The sequence below is a fragment of the Bradyrhizobium sp. B120 genome, from assembly GCF_049075665.1.
GTDB lineage: Bacteria > Pseudomonadota > Alphaproteobacteria > Rhizobiales > Xanthobacteraceae > Bradyrhizobium.
Window position 1 is genome coordinate 3622871 of the sequence record NZ_CP185242.1, and the last position, 19557, is coordinate 3642427.

A 19557-nucleotide genomic window follows, 5' to 3' on the forward strand; every position below is an offset into this window, starting at 1 on the left:
TTGGAGTTTCCTATGCTCGAAAGTATCGGCCGCTTATCTGCGCGTACAACTACAAGAATCTTCGTGACCGTAGCACTATCTATAGTCGTCGCCGTGAATGGATCGCGACGGGTTGGGGCATTCGATATCGTGTTCGACCCCTCAAACTACGGCCAGAATCTTCTGACTGCCGCTCGCACGTTGGAGCAGATCAACAACCAGGTCAGGAGCCTCGAAAATCAGGCCCAGTCGCTTCTCAATCAGGCCAAGCATCTGGCGAGCCTTCCGACCAGCGTCGTCGGTCAGCTGACCTCGACGATCAGTCAGATGAACAGCCTGATCGCTCAAGCGAAAGGCATTTCGTTCGACGTTCAGAGGACGCAGCAGGATTTTGCGCAGCTCTATCCTCGTCAGTATGGCGCCGCGACAACGTCGGACAGGATGGTGCTGGATGCAACCGCACGCTGGAACAACAGCTATGAGGGGCTCAAGCAGGCGCTGACGATGCAGTCGGCCATCGTCAGTAACCTGGACCAGGACGGCCAGACGCTTCGCACGCTGATGACTAATTCGTCAGCCGCGGTCGGCTCCTTGCAGGCCCAGCAGTCCGGCAACGAGTTGCTGGCTCTACAGATCAAGCAAGCAATGCAGATGCAGACGCTGCTGGCGACCCAGGCCCGCGCCGACACGTTGAGGGCGGCCGAGGAGCGCGCATCCGCGGCGGCCGCCCAGGAGCGCTTCATCCGCTTCATCGGCGATGGCCATGCCTACGCCGGCGGCAGATAGGAGAGGGCGCCATGGCTGATCTCTCCGTCATCGATCGCTTCACCGAGACTTTCTCGCGCTATATCGACTCGGGCTTTGGTCTTCTGTCGGGCGAAGTTTCGTTCCTGAGTTCGACACTCGTCGTCATCGATCTCACGCTTGCCGGACTTGCCTGGAGCATGCGGGCCGACGACCAGATCCTGGTGACGCTTGCCAAGAAGATCCTCTACGTCGGTGCGTTCGCCTTCATCATCGGCAACTTCAAGAGCCTTGCCAACATCATCTTCAACTCGTTTTCGGGAATCGGCCTGAAAGCGTCAGGCGGCACATTGAGCGCGGCTGATTTGGCCCGGCCGGGCTTCGTTGCCGCCGCCGGGTTTACTGCAGCGCATCCGCTTCTGGAAGAGGTGAGCCAGTTTTCCGGCCTCGATGTGCTGACGAACCTGCCAACGATCCTGATCATCTTGTTCTGCTGGATCGTGATCGTGCTCGCGTTCTTCGTGCTGTCGGTTCAGCTCTTCGTCACGCTGATCGAGTTCAAGCTGACGACACTTGCGAGCTTCATCCTCGTGCCGTTCGCGCTTTGGGGCAAGACTGCATTCCTCGCCGAAAAGACGCTCGGCAATGTCGTAGCCTCCGGCGTCAAGGTGATGATGCTGGCGATCATTGTCGGCATCGGTTCGACCATCTTCGGTCAACTCGCAAGCACGCTGACGCGACCGGTCGATATTGCGTCGGCCATGAGCTTGCTGCTTGCGGCGCTCTCCCTGTTTGGACTTGGAATCTTTGGTCCGGGCATTGCCGCCGGCCTTGTGTCGGGTGCGCCTCAATTGGGGGCCGGGTCTGCGGCGGGTACAGTCGCTGGTGCGGCTGCTGTTGCGATCGGAGGCGGCGCGGTTGCTGTGGGCGGGCTCCGCATGGCCGCGAGTGGGTCGATGACAGCGGTCCGTTCCGCGGCGTCGCTGGGCGGAGCATCGTCGGTCGGCGGCGGTGCAGCACATGCTGCCGCTGCCGAGCCGTCTGCGGTCGGAAGCGTCGGAGCAGCGAGCGGGGCCGCGGCCCCCGGCTCTTCGCGCGTTGCGGCCTCGGCACTGCACGCCCGGGAGGCAGCGCAGATTGCTGCCCATACCCTGAAGGATGGGGACAAGGGCGGTCATTCCTCGGGTCCGAAGCTCGGGGAGGACTGACACATGGCCGGTCATCCCTTTCAACGCGTATCCGTTCGCTACGGAGAGACGCCAGAGCCCGTGACGCCCTACCAGAAAGCGGGCCAGGTCTGGGACGAGCGGCTGGGGTCCGCGCGAGTTCAGGCGAGCAATTGGCGGCTCGCGGCGCTGGGCATCACCGCTGTGTCCGGTGTTCTCGGGTTAGCGCTGCTCACCGTGATCGCCCGCTCAGGCGTCGTCCCCTATGTGGTCGAAGTCGACCGGTTGGGCGAGGTCCGCGCCGTCGGACCTGCGATGGAAGCGTATCAGCCCTCGGATGCGCAGATCGCGCACTTTCTGGCGCGGTTCATCGAGAACGTTCGTTCGTTGTCGATCGACCCCGTGATTGTCCGCACGAATTGGCTGCGGGCCTACGACTTCGTCACCGATCGCGGCGCGCAAGCCCTGAACGACTACGCGCGAGAAACCGATCCGTTCGCGAAAATCGGCTCGAGGACCGTCACCGCCGAAGTTACCTCGGTGGTGCGTGCATCCGGCGACAGCTTCGAAATCCGCTGGAAGGAGAACGCTTTCGAGAACGGCACGATCGCCAGGACCGAGCGATTCACTGGTCTCGTCACCACGGTTCTCAAACCGCCGGCGGACGCCGAGACGCTGCGCAAGAATCCGCTCGGCCTCTACGTTCATTCCCTCAACTGGTCGCGCGACCTCATCGGAGACGCCAAATGAATTCTGCTGCCACAACCAAGCTCGCGTCGGCCAGCGTCCTGGTCCTGTCGCTTGTGCTCTGCGGATGCGCCACAAAGCTCAACCTCGAAGCACCTTATGATGAGCTGACATTCGAGCAAGCGCTCCCGGAGGCAGATCCGCCGAAGCCCGTCGAAATTGTCGAGGCGCCCAAGGTCCTGCCATTGCCTGGCCAGCTCAAGCCCTATCCGAAGAAGGGCGCCAAGGAAGAAAAGGTGCCGCCTGAGCAGGCGATTGCCAAGGCGAACAAGGCTGCGCGGATGGAGCCGACCCGGGCCGGTTACATCAACGCGATTCAGGTCTATCCGTGGACTGAAGGGGCCCTCTATCGGCTCTATGCCAGCCCCGAGAAGGTCTCGACTATCGCGCTTCAGCCTGGTGAGGAACTGATCGACGTCTCCACGGGCGACACCGTTCGATGGGTGGTCGGCGATACCTCGAGCGGTCAGGGTAGCAGCCGGCGGGTCCATATCCTCGTCAAACCGACGCTTCCGGATGTCCAGACCAATCTGGTGATCCTGACCGACCGGCGCGCCTACCATCTAGAGCTCGTCTCGACCAAGCAGACCTATATGGCTTCGATCTCCTGGACATATCCGACGGATACTCTGGTTGCCCTTCACAAGCAGAACGCGACCGCCCAGGCAAACGAGGAACGGGTCGCCGATCGCGGCGTTCGGCTCGACAGCCTTAACTTCCGCTACCGCATCGAAGGCGATGATCCGCCATGGCGACCCCTGCGGGCGTTCGACGATGGCCGCAAGGTCTTCATCCAGATGCCATCAGGCCTGTCGCAGGGCGAGGCGCCGCCCTTGTTTGTTGCAGGCGCCGACGGTCGTCCAAATCTTGTGAACTATCGCGTCGGGGGCACCTACTACGTTGTTGACCGCATGTTTGGCGCCGCCGAGCTCCGTCTGGGCGAGGATCCCCAGCGCATCGTCCGGATCATCCGCATTGATGCGCGGCCGGTGTCGCAAGCCGTCAACGCCGGGAGTGCCTCATGACAAGCGGGGTGGATCGGGAGCCGCCGGAGCCTCTGGAGCTGCGGGCACGGCCGCGGCCTATTCGCCGGTTGAACACGCGCGCACTCATGATCGGATGCGCGGTCGCTGCATTGTTCATTGCCGGTGCGACGATCTTGGCGCTCCGGCCGCTGCGGTCATTGAAGCAGGCGGACCGGCCAGAGCTATACAACACAGACCGGAAGCAAACAGCGGAGGGGCTGAGCAAGCTGCCCAAATCTTACGAAGAGCTATCGCCGTCAACGCCGCGGCTTGGACCGCCATCTCCGGGCGATATCGGCCGGGCTTTTGCCGAGAATGAAAAGAAAGTCGGCACCGCGTCATCATCGGATCCAGGCTTCCGCACCAACCCGGAAGAGGATGCCGAGAGAGCCGAACGCATTCGCCAGGTGCGTGTCGCGCAACAGGCAAGGGAGTCGGGCCTGTTCTTCCGTCTGTCGGAAAAGCAGGACAAGCGCAGACGCGCTGATGTTACGGAAGTGGCCGTCAGCCCACCGTCCTCCTTCCGGCCACAGGCAGCCGATCCTGGGCCGTCCGCGGCTGAGCTCGCGAAAGCTGCGCGGGCGATGCTCGATCGGTCAGACGAGATCGTGCCCTCGTCGCAGGCGCGAAAGCTCGCCTTTGTGGGAGCGAAAGCTGACACCGAGACCATTAATCCGCATGCGCTTCTGCCGGCGCCCTCCACCTACGCCGTGATGGCGGGGACGATTATACCAGCGAGCCTGGTCACGGGGCTGAACTCGGATTTGCCCGGCGCCACGATCGCTCAGGTCACGGAGAACGTCTACGACACCGTGACGGGCGAGCATCTGCTCGTGCCACAGGGGACGCGGCTCATCGGCAAATACGATAGCGTGGTAGCCTTCGGCCAGAAGCGGGCGCTTGTCGTCTGGACGCGCCTAGTCCTGCCGAATGGCAATTCCATGGTGATCGAGAACCTTCCAGCTACTGATGTTGCGGGCTACGCCGGGCTCGAGGATGAGGTGGACTTCCATACCTGGCAACTGCTCAAGGGCGTGGCCTTGGCGACACTGATCGGAGTAGGGACGCAATTATCGATCGGTCATGACGAGAGCGATCTCGTGAAGGCACTGCGGGAAAGCACGCAGCAGACGACCAATCGTGCTGGTCAACGACTGGTGGAACGCCAGCTCGACGTGCAGCCGACGATCACGGTGCGACCGGGATGGCCGCTGCGGGTGATTGTTTCGAAGGATCTGGTATTGAAACCCTACCGGGATGTTCAGGCAGTGGCTAAGGGTAGGTGAGAGATGAAGCTCGCGAAGCTGCCCGACCGAACTCCGGTGAAAATGAATCTCGTACTTGCGCCAAGCCTAGCCAAGCACCTACGTGAGTACGCCGATTTCTATGCGCAGACGTACGGCACACGAGAGGAAATTGCGGATTTGATTCCGTTTATGCTGCAAGCATTTATCGACACCGACGCGGCATTCAAGAAAATGAGAATCGGCGGTGCCAGCTCTTCGCAGGCCGAACGACAATCCTGATCTACGCCTGTACGGTATCTAGTGTCCGGAGGTACTCTTCCAGAGTTGGCTGTGGCTTAGTTTGCAGCTTGTGAAGCTCTTCGGGCCTCAATTTCGTGTAGCGCCGCAACGTGCGCCAATCTTTGTGACCGGTGACCAGCGCGACCTTTTCGATCGTGAGCCCAGCTTCGAACAAGCGGCTTGTACCTTCGTGCCGCAGGTCGTGAAAATGCAGATCCTCGATCTTCAACTCGTCGCAGGCGCGCGTAAATGCCGCGCTTACTGACTTGTGATTATACGGGAATACGCGCCCCTGTCCTTTGGTGATGATGCGCTGCTGGAGCATGATTTCCCAGGCGTCATAGCCGGTCAGATTGAGAAGCGGGACTTTCTGATTGTTACCATCCTTCTTTCTCGGATCCTTGCGGTCCATGATCGTGAGAATCCGCTTCGCCATGTCGACGTCCGGCCAGTCAGGCCGGCAAATCTCCTCTTGCCGCATTGTGGTTGCAACGGCGTATCGGACGATGCGGCCCATCGGGATGACCTGTCGCGGATTGCTCTCGAAATATTCGATGAGCTCGTCGAGCTCATCTTGAGTGGGACGTCGATCTCGCTCATCGGACTTTCCGACGAGACCTAAATGCTTCAACGCGAAACGTGCCAAGCGCACCTCTTCGGCAGAAATTTCGATTCCGTGAACAGCTGCTGCATGCGTTGCGATGGTTCTGATGAACGACATATCGATTGCAAGGGTAGCTGGGCCGGCACCTTCCTTCGCGCGTTTCCTGCCGTATTCGATCAACCTCTCACGGTCGAGACGGGGAAGCTTTACGGTTCCGAGATCCTCCTTCAGAGCCTCCAGGACAGCCGCCTTGGATCGGCGGGGAGGACGACCGACTTCGAGCATGTCTTCGATATGAAGATCGATGATGTCGCCGAAGGTTTTGGCCTTTACAGCGGCTCGGGGCCTGGGTGACCCGCAGCGATCGATATTGCGCTCAATGTCGAGCGCCCATTCCTCGCCATCCTTACGGCGACGGAAGGTCTCCGCCACATAGCGGTTCTTGCGGCGGACCTGGACACGCCAACTCCCGGACGGCAACTGAGTGAAACTGGCCACGGTCGTGTGCACTCCCCAAATCGTGTGCGCTACGTGTGCACTGGCAGGTCAAAACGGGTACAAACGTGTGCAAATTCGGCTAGTTTGGAGTGCACACGTTCGTGTTTCATCCCATTGAAGCATAAGGTAAATCATTGAAATCGCAAGATTATCGCTTTTCCGTGGCCCCGATGATGGACTGGACTGACCGGCACTGCCGGGTCTTCCATCGCCTGATGTCGCGGCGGGCGCGGCTCTATACGGAGATGCTGACGACCGGCGCCATCATCCACGGCGACCGGGCGCGGTTGCTCGGCATCGATGCCAGCGAGCATCCGGTGGCGCTGCAGCTCGGCGGTTCCGACCCGCATGATCTCGCGACCGCCGCGCAGATCGGCGAGGACTTCGGCTATGACGAGATCAATCTCAATGTCGGCTGTCCGTCCGATCGGGTGAAGGACGGCCGCTTCGGCGCCTGCCTGATGGCCGAGCCCGCGCTGGTCGCCGAGGGCGTTGCGGCGATGAAGCGCGCGGTGAAGATTCCCGTCACGGTGAAGTGCCGGATCGGCATCGACGACCAGGATCCGGAAATCGCGCTCGATACGTTGGCGCGCGGTGTGATCGCCGCGGGCGCGGATGCGCTCGTCGTGCATGCGCGCAAGGCCTGGCTCAACGGATTGTCGCCGAAGGAGAACCGCGACATCCCGCCGCTCGACTATGATCGCGTCTATCGCCTCAAGGCGGCGCTGCCGGAGGTGCCCATCATCATCAACGGCGGCATCACGAGTATCGCCGAAGCGAAGCAGCATCTGGCGCATGTCGATGGCGCGATGCTGGGGCGGGCGGCCTATCAGGAGCCGTGGCGGCTGCTGTCAGTCGATTCCGAGCTGTTCGGTGAAACGCCGCCGTACGCCACGATGAAGGACGTGTTCGCGGCGATGCTGCCCTATATCGAGCGGCAACTGGCTGAAGGCACGCGACTGCATTCGATCACGCGCCATTTCGTCGGCGCCTTCCACGGCGTCCCCGGTGCGCGCGCGTTCCGCAGGCATCTCGCGGAGAACGGCGTTCGGCCGGGCGCCGGGACCGACGTGCTGCGCGAGGCGATCGCGCGCGTCGACGACCGCCCGCTTGCGTCGGTCGCGGCCTGACGGCGCCGGTTATTGCTTGCGCTGACGCCGCACGACGTCTTGTGCGATTTTCAGGAAGTTGAAGAGGTGCGGCATCCGGTTGTCGCGCCGGTAGTTCAGCGACAGCGCGGTGCCGGGATTATGTCCCTCATAGGCGCGATAGGCGACGCCGGGGCGTTCCGCCTGTGAGACGGATTGTGGCACCAGCGCGATGCCGACGCCAACCGACACCAGGCTGATTGCGGTCTGATAGTCCTGGGCCAGTACCTGCGATTTCGGAATGAAGCCCTCTTCGAGGCAGATATTGAGGATGTGGTCGGCGAAGCTCGGGCGCGGCTTGCGCGGATAGAGGATGAATGTCTCGGCCTTCAGCGCAGCCAGCCGCGTGACCTGCTGCTCGAGTAGCGGCGAGGTGTCTGATAGCGCGAGGATCAACGGCTCCTGCAGCAGTGGCTCCGACTTCAATTCCTCGTCGTCGAGCGAAGGGCGGGCGACGGCGATATCGATCTCGCGCTGGATCACCGCGCGCTTCTGCTCGGCGTTGTTCATCGCGGACAGCGCGAGCTCGACGTCGGGATAGGCCGAGCGAAACGCCTTGATCACGTTAGGCAGCACGCCATAGGTCGCCGATCCGACGAAGGCGACACGCAGGTGCCCCGAAAAGCCTTCCCCGATCCGCTTGATCTCGCGGTGCGTGCGGTCAAGCCGCTCCAGCACATCGCGCGCACGCTCCAGCAGAACGCTGCCGGCCTGGGTCAGCCGGATCTGGCTTCGGCTCCGGTCGATGAGCACGACGCCGAGATCGCTCTCCAGCTGCGCAATCTGCCGGCTGAGCGGCGGCTGGGCGATCGCGAGCCGTGATGCGGCGCGGCCGAAATGCAATTCCTCGGCGACGGCGACGAAGTAGACCAGTCGCCTCAGATCCATGACGTCGTCGCGATCGGTCACGGTCAGCCGAACGTTTGTCCGCGCGCTTCCGCGGAAGCTGCGGGAAAGGCCTGCCGGGTTTGATATCGCGTGGTCATCTGCGCATGATCGAAACTGTGGTTCCGGCCGGAAGACTGAGGGGGCATCCCTGGATTGTCAATTATCCGCCTGGCCGACGCCATCTCGCTAATCCTTCCGGGCGAAGGCACGGATCTTGTCCTCGTCGACCTCGACGCCAAGGCCCGGGCCATCGGGCACGCAGATCTCGAACGCGTCGAACCTGATCGGGTTGACGACGAGATCCTCCACGAGGATCCGCGGACCGAAATGCTCGCTTCCCCATTCGAGCCGGGGCAGGGTGGCGAATGCGGCGAGATGCGCGGCCGCGCCGATGCTGCTCTCCAGCAGGCAGCCGCCGTAGAGCTCGAGGCCGTGCGCGCCGGCGACCGCGGCGGCACGCTTAATTTCAAACAGGCCGCCGCTCTTCACGAGCTTCAGCGAATAGACGCTGCCGCAACCCATCGTGGCGACGCGGGCGATTTCCTCCTTGGTGAAGGCCGCTTCGTCGACCAGCAATGGAATGGAGGTGCGCGCCGCGACACGCGCCATGGCTTCCAGCTGCAGCGCCGACACCGGCTGCTCGACCAGCGCGACGTCCAGCTCCTCCAGCGCGGGCATGAAGCGGATGCATTCGGCTTCGGTCCAGCCCTGGTTGACATCGACGATCAGGCGAACCTCGTCGCCGAGGCCGGCGCGCAGCGTCTGCAACCGCTTCAGATCGGCCGGTGGGCGGTTGAAGCCGAACTTGATCTTGAACTGACGATGTTCGCGGCGGCGCAGCTTCTCCTTTGCTTCCTCCAGCTCCTGGCCGCTGTCGCCGGAGGCCAGCGCCCAGATCACTTCCATGCGCTGGCGAACCGCACCCCCGAGCAGCGCGCTGGCTGGGAGGCCGAGGGTCTTGCCGGCGGCGTCGAGCAGGGCGGATTCGATCGCGCCCTTGGCTGCGAAATTGCGGGTCGCGGCCTTGCTCATGCGCAAGGCATTGGCTTCGAAGGCGAGGGCAGGCTGCCCGAGCAGCGCCGGCGCGAGGTAATTCGTGACCGCAGCCTTGATCGATTCCACGCTCTCCTCGGCCCAGCGCGGCCCGCCGAGCGTCGAGGCTTCGCCGATACCCGTCACGCCGTTATCGAGCAGGACACGCACCAGCACGTAGCCCTGATGCGTGACTTCCGTGTTCGAAAGCTTGTGCCGCCGGCGGGTCGGCGCTTCCACGATGGTGGCGCGGATACTGCGGATCGCAGTGTCTCTTGCGAAGTTCCGCACTGGCTCCACGGGCTCGGCGATTTCGATCACGGCACGACTCATATGTCCTCGCAGGTCAGTTCAAAGTGAACCCTGCCGGGCTTTCCCGGCCCGGCAGGGCGTAGTGCGGATCATTCGGCCGCGACAAGGCGCTCGACCGCTGCCTTCTTGAGCTTGAAGTCGAAATCGAGAACGAGGTCGGTGTCGGCGCCGGCCGGCGCCTTGGCGAACTTGCCGATCAGGCTCTGCTTCACGGCGAACACCGAGTCGTTGTCGAGATACTTGGTCTCGGAATCGTAGATCTGCGAGATCAGCGATTGATAGCCGTCCTTCGAGAGCATGAAGTGGATGTGGCCCGGACGCCAGGGATGGTGACCCATGTATTTCAGGAGCTCGCCGCCGGCGCCGTCATAGGGGATCGGGTAGGGCTCGGGGCGGAGCGCCACGAAGGCGTATTCGCCGTTGGCATCGGTCGTGAACCGTCCACGAAGATTATAGGCTGGCTGCTCGGGGTCTTGCAGGTCATAGAGCCCGTTCGGCGCGTCTTCCCAGACGTCGATGGTGACGCCCTCGATCGGCCGGCCCGCGGTGTCGCTGATCCGCCCGCTGACCTTGACGGTCTGTGCATTGTCGAACGTCTTCTTGATGATGGAGGCGCCCTTGGGCAGCACCGGCGGGTTCTCCCGATAGAACGGCCCGAGCACGGTGGACTCGCTCTCGCCATCGGTGACCCTGTGGTCGAGCATGTCGACCAGCACCTCGACGCCAAGAATGTCGGCGATCAGGATGAACTCGTTGCGCTTCTCGTCCGAGATGTCGCCGGCGCGGCGCAGGAATTCGCAGGCGGCGAACCACTCGGCGAAGGTCAGGTCGACCTCCTTGCAGAACGCGTGCATGTGGCGAATCAGGCTCGTCATGATCTGACGGTTGCGATCAGGAATGTCGTTCGAGAGCGCGGCGATCACGTGGTCGGTGATGGTGTCCTTGTTGACGTTCAGCATGGTCGTTTCCTCCTTTTCTTGCAGTTTGGATCAAACTTGCATCCCCGTTTTCGGGAATATCTTCTGGCGGTCTCACCAGATAAATTCGTAGGCAGCATTCTCCAGCGTCGCGGGCGCGGGGTGCGGGTCGGCAAGGCCGCCGAAGCGGCCGCGGCAGAACAGCAGCGGCTTTTTGCCGGGTTCCAGCGCCATCTCGCGGACATGGCCGAGGAAGATGGTGTGGTCGCCTGCGACGATCTCATCGGCAAGATCGGTCACGAAATACGCCGCTGCGTTCGCGATGACGGGCAATTCGTTGCGGCGCTCGAAGACGTCGCAGAGTTCGAGCTTGGGCCTGCCCGCGAAATGCCAGGCAAGATCCTCCATTCCCTCAGCCAGAATGCTGACCGCGAAGCGGCCGGTGTTCTGGATGTTGCAGAGCATCTTCGCGCTTTTCGCGATCGAGATCGCGACCAGCGGCGGATCGAGCGACACCGACATGAAGGCATTGGCCGTCATGCCATGGTCGCGTCCCTCGCAATGCGTGGTGATGATGGTGACGCCGGTGCCGAATTGGCCACAGGCGTTGCGCAGCTCGCGCGGATCGATGGCGGTCATGGGTTGATGACCTCGAGTTGGACCAAACCGGATCGGTTGGCTGGCGACGCGGTCACGATGTCCCGCCAGTTTTCCAACGCCGACGCGGCGGTTGCAAGGCCGGATCGCCGCAGCGAGCGGATCCGGCTGCTGGAGACGATCTCGCCATTGCCGCAGCGCACCGGCGGCAGGATGCGCGTGTCGAAGTGTTGCCGCAGCAGCTGCGCGGTGCCGCCCTTGCAGGATCCGAAGCGGAAATCCTCGCCGACGATCACTTCACAGGGTTGCAGACGCTGCAACTCGGCGAGGAAATCGGCCGCGCTGCGGCGGACGTAGATCTCATTGAAATCGGCGACGATGACATGGTCAGGTGCAAATGTTGCGATGCGCTCGAGCTTCTCGCGGAGCGAAATCAACGGCTCGGCCTGGCCGAAATACACCTTCGGCGGTGGATCAAAGGTGTAGACCACGGCCGGAACGCCGCGGCGTCGCGCTGCCGCAATGGTCTGCCGGAGCAGTTCCTGATGGCCGCGGTGAACGCCGTCGAACGCGCCAATGGTCACGACGCAGGCGTCGAGGGTCAATTCTCCATCGCGATGGAAAGCGACAGCGCTGCTGTCAAAACCCTTGACCACGGCTCGCTCCCTTCCGTGCTGCGCGGTGTTGCATCAGCTCCGGTGCTGCGTCGGCCGGACGATCATTGCCGTCTGGTCCGCGTATCCAAGTCATAGCCCGAGCCGCCGCGGTTCGCGCGGTATGGTGTGATACCTTTCGCCCGCTCCGGGTGAGCGCGTAGCTTTTCCGCCGATGTCACGCCGACCAAGAGCGTGACGGGATGGTCCGGGCCGGTGTGGCAACGCCCGCCGGTCTAACGACACAAGCGGAGGAGAACCCATGACTACAGCAGCTGCCCTGCGGGCCGATGTGCCTGCGTCAACCACCAGCGTCTATACCGGCGCGGAATTCCTGGACAGCATCCAGGATGGCCGGGAGATCTACATCTACGGCGAGCGCGTCAAGAACGTCACCCAGCATCCCGCGTTCCGCAACTCGGCGCGGATGGTGGCGCGCTGGTACGACCGCTTTCACGAGAAGAAGGATCAGATCGGCGTCCTGACCGACACCGGCTCCGGACAGTTGACCCATCCGTTCTTCCTGGGCTCGCGCACGGCTGATGACCTGATCAAAGGCCGCGACGCGATTGCCGAATTGCAGAAGGTTGCGTATGGCTGGATGGGCCGCTCGCCGGACTACAAGGCGGCGTTCCTCGGGACCTTGGGCGCGAATTCGGGCTTCTATGGCGAATACGCCGGCAATGCGAAGAAATGGTATGCCCGGACCCAGGAACGGCTCGACTTCTGGAATCACGCCATCGTCAATCCGCCGATCGATCGCGACCGGGCGATCGAGGACGTGCGCGACGTCTTCATGCATGTCGAGAAGGAGACCGACGCCGGACTGATCGTGTCGGGCGCGAAGGTGGTTGCGACCGGCTCGGCGCTGACGCACTACAATTTCATCGCCCACTATGGCATCCCGATCAAGGACAAGTCGTTTGCGCTGATCTTCACGGCGCCGATGGACGCCAAGGGCGTCAAGCTGATTGCCCGCTCGTCCTACGAATTCACGGCGGCTGCGACCGGCTCGCCGTTCGACTATCCGCTGTCCAGCCGCTTCGACGAGAACGACTCGATCCTCGTTTTCGACAAGGTGCTGGTGCCCTGGGAGAACGTCTTCATCTATGGCGACGTCGACAAGATCAACCAGTTCTTCCCGGCGTCCGGCTTCATCCCGCGCTTCACGCTGCATGGCGTGACGCGGCTCGCGGTCAAGCTCGACTTCATCGCCGGCCTGTTCTCGATGGCGGTGGAGGCGACCGGATCGAAGGATTTCCGCGGCGTGCAGACGGCGGTGGGCGAGGTGATCGCCTGGCGCAATCTGTTCCACGGCATTTCGGATGCGATGGTGAAATCGCCGATCGCCTGGCAGGGGACCGAGGGTTACAATCTGCCCAACCTGAACTACGGGCTGGCCTATCGCGTGTTCGCACCGATGGCTTATCCGCGGATCAAGGAGCTGATCGAGCGTCATGTCGCGAGCGGCCTGATCTACCTGCCGTCAAGTTCGGCCGACCTCGAGAGCGAGGCGATCAGGCCCTATCTTGACCGCTTCGTGCGCGGCTCCAACGGTTATGCCGCGATCGACCGGATCAAGCTGCTCAAGTTGCTCTGGGACGCGATCGGCTCCGAGTTCGGCGGCCGGCACGAGCTCTACGAGCGCAACTATGCGGGCAATTACGAGAACCTTCGCGTCGAGACGCTGATGGCCGCGAGCGCGACCGGCGACCTCGGCGCCATGCAGGATTTCGTGCGCAATTGCATGAGCGACTACGACGTCTCGGGTTGGACGGCGAAGGATCTGATCAATCCGGATGACATCAACCTCGTCAGCCGCGGTCTGGTGCAGGGCTGACGACAGGATTGTCGATCTGATAGAGAGAGATGGAGTCGCCGCGATCTCGCGGCGGCTCCGATCCGTTTCGCGTTACCGCCTCATCGCCTGCAAGGAGAGTCGATCATCATGCTGTTTCACGTCGAAATGGACGTGCGGATTCCGCACGATCTCCCAGCCGAAAAGGTCGATGCACTGAAGCAGGCGGAACGCGTCCGTGCCATGGAGCTGCAACGCACCGGCGCCTGGCGCCATCTGTGGCGGGTGGCCGGACGCTACGCCAATGTCAGCATCTTCGATGTGTCCGGCGCGCAGGAATTGCACGACATCCTGTCCAGCCTGCCGCTGTTTCCGTTCATGGAGATACAGGTCAGGCCGCTATGCCGGCATCCGTCGTCGATCCACGACGACGACCGCTAGGGCTAGTCGACAACCGTGCGCGGGCGGCGGTGACGGGCCGGGGGGCTGATGCTGCCGGTGACGTCGGGGTATCCGGTGAGGCTCAGCGTGTCGGAGCGGACACCCCAGCTTTCGAGCCGGTCGAGGAAGCTCATGCCGAGCAGGTTGGTCTTCATCTGCCCGCGTTGCACCACCAGCGCCGGCACCGATTTCTCGACCAGCTTGCCGACCGCGAGACGATCGAGCGTCAGCCGCGCCGCCTTGGTGTGACCGCCGGCGGTCTCCAGGTCGACATTGTATTCGAGCATGTCGGTCGGCAGCCCGATCGCCTTGGCGGTTTCCCAGGTCAGCACGACCGAGGTCGCGCCGGTGTCGATCACCATCGGCGCGCTGATGCCGTTGATCTTGGCGCGGAACGCGAACTCGCCGCCTTGGCTGCGCGCAATCTGCACCGCGGGAGCGGGGGCAGGGGCGGATGCCGGCGCGGCGATGCTGCGGCCGAATATCTGGGTCAGATTCTGTCTGGCGCGCGCGATCTGGTCGGGATCGCCGTACGTGACAACGGCGCCCGCGGTTGCCATCAGCAGTACGATGACAAGGAGGATGCGGGTCACAGTACGGCTCCGGTCGCTCCGGTGGTCACGCGCGCTTCGGACGCGGCTCCATGCGCTCGAGCCCAGCCTCGGCCATCCGCGCCGGCAATGTCGTCATGACAGACAGCCGCTCCGCGCGGTCCATCTTGTGCCAGCGTGCGATCTCCGGGAGCGTGCGACCACAGCCGAAGCAGAGCTTCGTCCTGGGGTCGATCATGCAGACTGCGATACACGGCGTTTCTGAGCTCATTGTTCAACTGTTGAACCGTTTCAGCCGCCGGTGCAAGTCGGTCGAATCGGGCTGCGCCATCACGCCCCGGCTTTTTGTCGCAAGCATGGTATTGGCGCGAACGCCTCGGATTCATTGGCAGCGAAAACCGCGTCACCCGCGACATGCTCTACAATCCGGTGCCGGCACTCATGATGGACTTGCGGCGCACACGTTTCCGGTCGGCGCCCATCGAGGGCTCGGCGGGCTCCGGCTGCATCGGCGGCGCTTCTTCCGTCATCGGCGCCAGCGCGCTCATCACCCGCTCCGGCGGCAAGGTCACGATCACCTCGGTGCCGATGCGCAGCTTCGATTTCAGCGTGAAGGTGCCGCCATGCATGTCGATCAGGCTTTTGGCGATCGGCAGTCCAAGGCCCGCGCCTTGTTCCGCCGACTTGATCGAGTTGGAGCCCTGGCCGAACGAGGCCAGCACGACCGGGATCTCGTCCTCGGCGATGCCGCTTCCGGTGTCCTTGACGCTCAGATATTGCCCGCCCGACGCGGTCCAGCCGACCTTCAGCCAGATCTCGCCGCCCTGCGGGGTGAACTTGATCGAGTTGGAGAGCAGGTTGAGCACGACCTGGCGGATGGCGCGCTCGTCGCCCCAGATCCGGGGCATGCCATGCTCGAACACCTCGTGGATGGTGATACCGCGGCTGGAGGCGCGCAGCTTCAGCAGATGGTGGCAGTCGGCGACGACGTGCACCAGCGCCACGGCCTCTTCGTTCAGCTCGTAACGGCCGGCTTCGATGCGCGACAGATCGAGAATCTCGTTGATGAGATTGAGCAGGTGCACGCCGGAATTGTGGATGTCGGCGGAATATTCCTTGTAGACCGGCACCGCATGCGCACCAAAGATCTCGCTCTTCATCACCTCGGAGAAGCCGAGGATCGCGTTGAGCGGGGTGCGCAGCTCGTGGCTCATCTGGGCCAGGAAGCGCGACTTGGCGACGTTGGCGGATTCGGCGCGGTGCCGCGCCTCATCGGAGATCGCCTTGGCCTGTTCCAGTTCGCCGATCAGCGCGTCCTTTTCGGCGCGGGCCTCCAGCGTCGCCAGCGTGGTCGAATGCAGGCGGTGCGCGAGCAGTGCGAAATAGCCCTCGGCGGCAAGCGCGAGCAGCGCCAGCACGTAATTGTCGAACGCGCCGTTGAGCGCGAGGTCGAGCGCAATCCCGACCGTCACCGGAACGGTCGCCGCGAGTGCTGCGATCGGCAGGCTCGCCGCCAGCATGCTGGAGACCGCGATCACCAGCAGCATCAGGAACATCATCAGCGTGTTGGAGGAGAGATCGCGCCCGGCGGGGTGGATCAGGATCGCGGTCCAGCACAGGCCATACAGCAGGTCGAGCAGCACGAAGCGGGTCCGCCATTTTCGGGTCACCGCGACCGAAGTCGGTTCGGCGAGGAAGCGGGCGCAGCTGCGGATGATGGCGAGATGGACGCCGAGGATGCCGACCGTCCAGGCGCCGGCCACGATCGGCTTCATCCAGAGGCCAAACAGGACGCCGGTTGCCACCACGAGCAGCATCACGACATAGGATGCCGAGATCCGGGTCTGGGCATATTGCCGGAGCAGTTCGGCGTCGAACGCCGGGCGGGTTCCACTGGTTGACGTTAACCGATCCCGCGCCTCGCGCACCCGCTGTGCTGCGACGCGCCGGCTGTTGACCGGCACCGTCACCTGAGGTCCTGCCGGAAGTTGTACAACTTCAGGCTTTTCTGCGGGATTACTCATCAACAACACAAATCCTGCGCGCGAACCGCGCGCGCCTTTTGCATTGTCTATCTGTGACGCTAATTCATTAAGCGTTACCTTAAAGAGCTAAAGAAAGGCGTTAACCGGAGGTTAAATTAACTTTTGCGCGGTGCGGCGGACCTTTGCCCGTAGGGCAAAAGCGCCTGACTGAGCGGAAATAAGGATAGTGGTGTTGATGGCAATCGCACTACTTAAGAGGGCGCTCTTGTGCAAAAGCTTGCCAACTGGCCCGACCAGGTTCTCCTTGCGTACCGCCCTCTGGCGAACAACTCGTACCGAACGACCTCGTAAGCCATGCCATTTTGACTGCTGGCGCTCTGGAACGAACCTCTCTTGAAGCGCACAAGGTATGAGGTTTGCAGGAACCATTTTTGCTGCAGAACCTGTTTCCCTTCACTAGCGTAGAGGAATGAACTTAGACCACTTTACTCCGAACCGCCTCGGTCCCGAATGGCGAAACTACTGCATCTACTCGGATCGCTATCTACCCGAAAGCGCGATGAGCGCCGAACATGTAATCCCTCGTTCGCTCGGCGGTTCGGGGGCGACGGTCATTCGATGCAGCAAGGCTATCAATTCGCGACTTGGCCATGAGATAGATGGGAAGCTCGCGAATGATGCGCTGATCATGTTTGGCCGTCGTGACGCGGATGCACGCGGAAACAGTCGCCAAAGGCCGGAGGCGTTGCTGAAGCGAACAACCGCTTGGAAGGGCGGCGAACCGACTGGAAATGCTCAACCGCGGTACAACATAGAAGTCCCAGGCGGAAACCAATCGGCCACGGTGTACGATACGCGGACAGGAAAGTATCTTCCTCCGACCGTGTTTAACGACACTGGCTTCGTTTTCACCATGAACATAGACAGCGAAGTGCGATCAAAATTTCTCGCCAAGACCCTATTGGGTATGGGGTGGAAGCTATTCGGCGAGTCCTTTCTTGCGACCGAGCCGATAGATTCGCTACGGTGGAAAATCGGTACTAGCGGCAGCCCTGGCACGTCACTCTATTATCTCGATCAATTTACAATTGGTGAAAATAGCCCTGTGAAGAACGCTTTTCAGTGTCTTCAAGATCAGGTGACGCGTCCTAATCGAACCACCGCTTTGGTTCGTCACACCGAATTCGGCGTCGAATGGAGTGTGAGTTGTGTCGGCCATTTTGTCGGATCGTTGATTTATCCAACACGACGATGGCTTCTTCCAGATGGTTTCGCTCTGAACAGTGGGCTGCGTGTGACCGTCGCTCGCGACCGTTTACTCTTTGAGAGCGTTGAACCTTTCTCAGCACCTTGGGCTGGTGTTGGCGAATGTTATTGAAGAGATTGCGGCGGCTGTGCCTTCATTTCGCCGGGCGGGTTCTCAAGCCCGGCAAACGCAGACCCAAGCCATCCGCTGGGTGAGGAGTTTCGGGGGCAATGACCGCCGGAGAGCCCACCGATGCGGGGCGAGGGGCGCCTACATCATTTCGGGATAATGGAAGTGTGCCCCTGATTTGCCCGACATGTCAAGTTGACAGACCGAATGCCGGTGGCCGGCTAGCTACTTTGCATGGGGTTGTTTTCGATATTTGGGCGGCGTGACTTTAAAAGGGGAATTCTCCTTCGCGAGACGTCGCCGCATGGTAGGTGACCCGCCGTTGCAGGTCACCGTAGCCGCATGCATAGAGCTAAACCAACGCTGCAACCGCGCCAGCAGGCTCGACTTATCCCAGCGCTTGCCGCCACAGTGGCGTGTTAGTTGGAAGCCCGACCAATGCCCACTATGTGCTCCCGCAGCACAAGTTTGCCCGGAGGGATCAGCCCATCGTCGATACTGATCGGGATCGGCACAGGATTTTGGTCGATCTCGCGGATGAACGGCGTTTGGTGGTGGGCGGTTGGATCGGTAGGGAATGTATAGTCGATACAACCGACCACAAATAGCGGGATCGTCTTGTTGTCTACCCCCAAGCCGCGCGCGACTTCCTCTTTCGAGAGGTGGGTACCCACGCTATATTCGCCAATACCTATGTTCTTAGGAAATTGTTCATTTGGAAATAGCGTGTGTCCTAGCGTTTGCCCTGGCTGTCTAGTCGGTTCATCGCAGAGCTTGGCTTGCTCATCTAGCAATGAGTCTCTGGCAGTGAGCAGCTTGACATAAGGCCAAACCCTTAGCGCCGGAGTATTGCCGACGTTGGTTATGACGAAAGCGATTGGAGCGTCTACGCTTTCTCTTTTGGCTAAAAGACCAGCGCCACCTACCGCCATGCTGTCGATACGTATCCAAGCGCGTTGTCCAGCAACGAGAGCTGCCTTGGTCGCGTCGGCAGTATCTTTGAGTGGACCATAGGCTTTCCTCATTTCGTCAAGTTGGCCTCCAAAAGTCCACCACGCCAAGGCGGTGAACAGAGCGGTAACAAACAATAGGAACAGGGTGGCTAAATCAATCGCCCGCTTTACCTTGTCGACCTTCTCGGGTTTGTTGTGCCTTGCAGTGTAGCTCTCACCAAAGGATTTGATTGCGGCAGCAATGTCGGTGGCGTTCTTATGGTTCAGAGCTTGTTGCCGTTGGCCTTCGGACTCCACTGATCTGTCTATGGTCTCTTCAATTTCTGCTTTCCAAGAGGATGGCAACATAGCTTTTGAGTCCATCAATCGCAGGTTGATTCGCTATTGTAGCCAGTTGCTCGTTGAAAACACTATTCAGATAGCTCTTTCCTTAAACCGTATTGCTCGTTCTTGAGCCTGTCACTCTCGACGTAGAGGGACTCGACCTTATCCAGCATTCGTCGAAGCAAGAGCTCCGCCGATGCGGAGGGGATGCCGGTGCTATGGAGCTGTGGGAAGTGAGAGAAGTTGCTGCGACACAGGGAGTCTGTGAAAATAGGCACAGCTTCGTTTGTTGAC

General features: G+C 61.6%; 20 protein-coding genes. 10 read left to right on the forward strand and 10 right to left on the reverse strand.

The genetic code is table 11. The annotated features are described in order from the left end of the window. Window positions 1-12 precede the first annotated feature (12 nt). Genes trbJ through ACOIX3_RS16260 form a run of 6 tightly spaced genes read left to right on the forward strand, consistent with a single transcriptional unit; the run spans window position 13 to window position 5187 of the window. The gene (trbJ, locus tag ACOIX3_RS16235) at window positions 13-765 is read left to right on the forward strand and encodes a P-type conjugative transfer protein TrbJ (RefSeq protein WP_342722643.1); all 753 of its coding nucleotides are present in this window, start codon (window positions 13-15) and stop codon (window positions 763-765) included. A gap of 11 nt (window positions 766-776) precedes the next feature. Then, window positions 777-1931, forward strand: coding sequence for a P-type conjugative transfer protein TrbL (gene trbL / locus ACOIX3_RS16240; RefSeq protein WP_342722642.1), 1155 nt, complete (start codon window positions 777-779; stop codon window positions 1929-1931). Window positions 1932-1934: 3 nt separating this feature from the next. Then, the gene (gene trbF, locus ACOIX3_RS16245; protein ID WP_342722641.1) at window positions 1935-2639 is read left to right on the forward strand and encodes a conjugal transfer protein TrbF; all 705 of its coding nucleotides are present in this window, start codon (window positions 1935-1937) and stop codon (window positions 2637-2639) included. Continuing rightward, the gene (trbG, locus tag ACOIX3_RS16250) at window positions 2636-3661 is read left to right on the forward strand and encodes a P-type conjugative transfer protein TrbG (protein ID WP_420970842.1); all 1026 of its coding nucleotides are present in this window, start codon (window positions 2636-2638) and stop codon (window positions 3659-3661) included. The genes trbF and trbG overlap by 4 nt, the downstream gene beginning before the upstream one ends. Then, window positions 3658-4947, forward strand: a complete 1290-nt coding sequence (locus ACOIX3_RS16255) for a TrbI/VirB10 family protein (RefSeq protein WP_342722639.1) — start codon at window positions 3658-3660, stop codon at window positions 4945-4947. The genes trbG and ACOIX3_RS16255 overlap by 4 nt, the downstream gene beginning before the upstream one ends. A 3-nt stretch (window positions 4948-4950) precedes the next feature. Beyond that, entirely contained in the window at window positions 4951-5187 is a 237-nt protein-coding gene (locus ACOIX3_RS16260) for a DUF2274 domain-containing protein (protein ID WP_342722638.1), read from the forward strand. 1 nt (window position 5188) lies between these two features. Here ACOIX3_RS16260 and ACOIX3_RS16265 read toward each other — a convergent pair whose 3' ends face one another. Beyond that, window positions 5189-6289 carry a site-specific integrase gene (locus ACOIX3_RS16265; RefSeq protein ID WP_342722637.1) on the reverse strand — a complete coding sequence of 367 codons (1101 nt, stop codon included), beginning with the start codon at window positions 6287-6289 and terminating at the stop codon, window positions 5189-5191. Between the two features lie 170 nt (window positions 6290-6459). Here ACOIX3_RS16265 and dusA point away from each other — a divergent pair, with 170 nt between their 5' ends. Further along, on the forward strand, window positions 6460-7419 hold the full coding sequence (dusA, locus tag ACOIX3_RS16270; RefSeq protein WP_420970845.1) for a tRNA dihydrouridine(20/20a) synthase DusA: 960 nt from the start codon (window positions 6460-6462) through the stop codon (window positions 7417-7419). A gap of 9 nt (window positions 7420-7428) precedes the next feature. On the opposite strand, the gene ACOIX3_RS16275 is transcribed toward dusA, so the two are convergent. The 5 genes from ACOIX3_RS16275 to ACOIX3_RS16295 all read right to left on the reverse strand — a co-directional run bounded on the left by ACOIX3_RS16275 (window position 7429) and on the right by ACOIX3_RS16295 (window position 11788). After that, window positions 7429-8325 (reverse strand): LysR family transcriptional regulator, encoded by an 897-nt coding sequence (locus ACOIX3_RS16275; RefSeq protein ID WP_420970847.1) that lies wholly within the window; start codon window positions 8323-8325, stop codon window positions 7429-7431. A 186-nt stretch (window positions 8326-8511) separates the two neighbouring features. Beyond that, entirely contained in the window at window positions 8512-9690 is a 1179-nt protein-coding gene (locus tag ACOIX3_RS16280) for a muconate/chloromuconate family cycloisomerase (RefSeq protein ID WP_420970849.1), read from the reverse strand. A 68-nt stretch (window positions 9691-9758) separates the two neighbouring features. Beyond that, a complete protein-coding gene (locus ACOIX3_RS16285; RefSeq protein WP_176532048.1) occupies window positions 9759-10628 on the reverse strand; it encodes an intradiol ring-cleavage dioxygenase in 870 nt (289 codons plus the stop codon). A 72-nt stretch (window positions 10629-10700) separates the two neighbouring features. Further along, entirely contained in the window at window positions 10701-11225 is a 525-nt protein-coding gene (locus ACOIX3_RS16290) for a flavin reductase family protein (RefSeq protein WP_420970851.1), read from the reverse strand. Next, window positions 11222-11788, reverse strand: coding sequence for an FAD synthetase (locus ACOIX3_RS16295; protein ID WP_420970853.1), 567 nt, complete (start codon window positions 11786-11788; stop codon window positions 11222-11224). The genes ACOIX3_RS16290 and ACOIX3_RS16295 overlap by 4 nt, the downstream gene beginning before the upstream one ends. A 310-nt stretch (window positions 11789-12098) precedes the next feature. On the opposite strand from ACOIX3_RS16295, the gene ACOIX3_RS16300 reads away from it, so the two are divergent. Both ACOIX3_RS16300 and catC read left to right on the forward strand, forming a co-directional pair. Then, complete coding sequence (locus ACOIX3_RS16300; protein WP_420970855.1) at window positions 12099-13676, forward strand: 4-hydroxyphenylacetate 3-hydroxylase N-terminal domain-containing protein; 1578 nt, start codon at window positions 12099-12101, stop codon at window positions 13674-13676. Between the two features lie 108 nt (window positions 13677-13784). Further along, window positions 13785-14075: a muconolactone Delta-isomerase gene (gene catC, locus ACOIX3_RS16305; protein ID WP_420970857.1), complete on the forward strand. Its 291-nt coding sequence runs from the start codon at window positions 13785-13787 to the stop codon at window positions 14073-14075. A gap of 2 nt (window positions 14076-14077) precedes the next feature. Here the strand turns inward: catC and ACOIX3_RS16310 are convergent, their stop codons facing one another. From ACOIX3_RS16310 to ACOIX3_RS16320, 3 genes are all read right to left on the reverse strand, one after another. Beyond that, window positions 14078-14668, reverse strand: coding sequence for a TIGR02281 family clan AA aspartic protease (locus ACOIX3_RS16310; protein ID WP_420970859.1), 591 nt, complete (start codon window positions 14666-14668; stop codon window positions 14078-14080). Window positions 14669-14693: 25 nt separating this feature from the next. Beyond that, window positions 14694-14897, reverse strand: a complete 204-nt coding sequence (locus ACOIX3_RS16315; RefSeq protein ID WP_212315231.1) for a DUF1289 domain-containing protein — start codon at window positions 14895-14897, stop codon at window positions 14694-14696. Window positions 14898-15045: 148 nt separating this feature from the next. After that, window positions 15046-16650 carry a sensor histidine kinase gene (locus tag ACOIX3_RS16320; RefSeq protein ID WP_420970861.1) on the reverse strand — a complete coding sequence of 535 codons (1605 nt, stop codon included), beginning with the start codon at window positions 16648-16650 and terminating at the stop codon, window positions 15046-15048. 520 nt (window positions 16651-17170) lie between these two features. Here ACOIX3_RS16320 and ACOIX3_RS16325 point away from each other — a divergent pair. Further along, the gene (locus ACOIX3_RS16325) at window positions 17171-17989 is read left to right on the forward strand and encodes a hypothetical protein (RefSeq protein WP_420970863.1); all 819 of its coding nucleotides are present in this window, start codon (window positions 17171-17173) and stop codon (window positions 17987-17989) included. Window positions 17990-18405: 416 nt separating this feature from the next. Here the strand turns inward: ACOIX3_RS16325 and ACOIX3_RS16330 are convergent, their stop codons facing one another. Then, window positions 18406-19287, reverse strand: a complete 882-nt coding sequence (locus ACOIX3_RS16330; protein WP_420970864.1) for a hypothetical protein — start codon at window positions 19285-19287, stop codon at window positions 18406-18408. Window positions 19288-19557 lie beyond the last annotated feature (270 nt).

Coding starts and splice junctions, on each gene's coding strand:
- trbJ (WP_342722643.1), top strand. CDS start 13: ATGCTCGAAAGTATCGGCCGCTTATCTGCGCGTACAACTACAAGAATC.
- trbL (WP_342722642.1), top strand. CDS start 777: ATGGCTGATCTCTCCGTCATCGATCGCTTCACCGAGACTTTCTCGCGC.
- trbF (WP_342722641.1), top strand. CDS start 1,935: ATGGCCGGTCATCCCTTTCAACGCGTATCCGTTCGCTACGGAGAGACG.
- trbG (WP_420970842.1), top strand. CDS start 2,636: ATGAATTCTGCTGCCACAACCAAGCTCGCGTCGGCCAGCGTCCTGGTC.
- ACOIX3_RS16255 (WP_342722639.1), top strand. CDS start 3,658: ATGACAAGCGGGGTGGATCGGGAGCCGCCGGAGCCTCTGGAGCTGCGG.
- ACOIX3_RS16260 (WP_342722638.1), top strand. CDS start 4,951: ATGAAGCTCGCGAAGCTGCCCGACCGAACTCCGGTGAAAATGAATCTC.
- dusA (WP_420970845.1), top strand. CDS start 6,460: ATGATGGACTGGACTGACCGGCACTGCCGGGTCTTCCATCGCCTGATG.
- ACOIX3_RS16275 (WP_420970847.1), bottom strand. CDS start 8,325: ATGGATCTGAGGCGACTGGTCTACTTCGTCGCCGTCGCCGAGGAATTG.
- ACOIX3_RS16280 (WP_420970849.1), bottom strand. CDS start 9,690: ATGAGTCGTGCCGTGATCGAAATCGCCGAGCCCGTGGAGCCAGTGCGG.
- ACOIX3_RS16285 (WP_176532048.1), bottom strand. CDS start 10,628: ATGCTGAACGTCAACAAGGACACCATCACCGACCACGTGATCGCCGCG.
- ACOIX3_RS16290 (WP_420970851.1), bottom strand. CDS start 11,225: ATGACCGCCATCGATCCGCGCGAGCTGCGCAACGCCTGTGGCCAATTC.
- ACOIX3_RS16300 (WP_420970855.1), top strand. CDS start 12,099: ATGACTACAGCAGCTGCCCTGCGGGCCGATGTGCCTGCGTCAACCACC.
- catC (WP_420970857.1), top strand. CDS start 13,785: ATGCTGTTTCACGTCGAAATGGACGTGCGGATTCCGCACGATCTCCCA.
- ACOIX3_RS16315 (WP_212315231.1), bottom strand. CDS start 14,897: ATGAGCTCAGAAACGCCGTGTATCGCAGTCTGCATGATCGACCCCAGG.
- ACOIX3_RS16320 (WP_420970861.1), bottom strand. CDS start 16,650: ATGAGTAATCCCGCAGAAAAGCCTGAAGTTGTACAACTTCCGGCAGGA.
- ACOIX3_RS16325 (WP_420970863.1), top strand. CDS start 17,171: ATGAGCGCCGAACATGTAATCCCTCGTTCGCTCGGCGGTTCGGGGGCG.
- ACOIX3_RS16330 (WP_420970864.1), bottom strand. CDS start 19,287: ATGTTGCCATCCTCTTGGAAAGCAGAAATTGAAGAGACCATAGACAGA.